Origin of the sequence: Enorma burkinafasonensis (assembly GCF_902150035.1) — a bacterium.
Lineage (GTDB): Bacteria > Actinomycetota > Coriobacteriia > Coriobacteriales > Coriobacteriaceae > Enorma > Enorma burkinafasonensis.
In genome coordinates, this window is the sequence record NZ_LR597545.1 from 1 (window position 1) to 1,261 (window position 1,261).

General features: G+C 68.5%; 1 protein-coding gene. It reads right to left on the minus strand.

Going from position 1 to position 1,261, the window contains the following annotated elements:
• A partial coding sequence (locus FS885_RS09810) for a VirB4-like conjugal transfer ATPase, CD1110 family (protein WP_144744843.1) occupies positions 1–1,261 on the minus strand: 1,261 nt, incomplete at both ends.

Consider the following 1,261-nt stretch of genomic DNA (forward strand, 5'->3'; position numbering starts at 1 on the left):
CGGTCCGCGACGTCGGCGGTGTCGAGGGGGTTGAGCACCGCCGAGCATCCCGGGGCGAGCTCGACGTTCGCGCCGCCGAGCGCGCCGACGAGGTTGCCGTACTCGCCGGCCGGGTCGAAGATCACGATCTCGTCCTCGGGGTGCGCGAGAACGGTGTTGGTTATCTCGCGCTTCACCGAGAAGCTCTTGCCCGAGCCGGGCTTGCCGCACACGAAGCCCATGGGGCTCGCCAGGCGCTTGCGGTCGCACAGCACCAGGTTCCCGCTCTCCTTGGACTGCCCGTAGTAGCCTCCGCCCGCCTCGTCGAGGCTCTGGCTGGCGAAGGGCATCTGCATGGCCACCTGCCCCGTGGTGAGGTAGCGGCTCACGGTGACGTGGTTGTCCCCGAGCGGGAGCACCGAGTTGAGAGCCTGGCGCTGCCGGAAGTGGAGCGGCTCGAGGCCGATCGTGCAGCCCTGCGCGACGCTCGTCACCTGCTGGACGCGGCGGTCGAGCTCCTCGAGGCTGTCGGCCCAGGTGTAGACGAGGCCCGTGTAGACGAACAGGCGCTCGGACTTGTTGCGCAGGAAGTCGAGCAGCTCCTCGGCCTCCTCCTTCGAGAAGCGCAGCTCGGGCGGCAGGATCTGGTAGTCGTAGCCCTTCTTCACGGCGCTCATCTGCTCGTCGATGATCTCCTTGTCCATCCAGTCGATCTGGCGCTTCACGAGCGCGAGCGCCTCGCTCTGCGCGATGGGCTGCACGTGCAGCGTCACGTTGAGCGGCAGCGGCAGGTCGATGATGGAGGCGAGGTAAGTCTCCTCGATGACCGACCCGAAGCTGCGCACCGCGAGCACCGCGCCGTAGCGCCCGTCGCTGCAGAAGCAGTCGGACCTGCCTTCGGGCTTGAAGTCGAGCGTGGAGGGCATGACGAAGTCCTTCGTGCGCGCGCCCGACGTCGGGGACAATTTGTCCCAGGAGAACTCGAAGCGCGACCCCGGGCGCAGCTGCCCCTGCAAAAGCTTGAGCCTCTCGGCGCCGTCGAGGGCGCGCGACGAGCAGCGTATGCGCGCGAGCGTCTGCTCCACGTCGCCCCGGATGCGCGCGAGCTTGGGCACCGCGGCGTCGACGTCGTCGGCGCCCACGGCGTAGGTCAGATAGCGGTGGCGCACGAGGTTCGAGACGCCCTCGCGCATCTTGTCGTTGAGGATCCGGTTGTACTCTTCGGCGAGCCCGGCGGTGGCGCGCTCCCCGGGCTCGAAGAAGACCTTGCGGCCGACCTCGT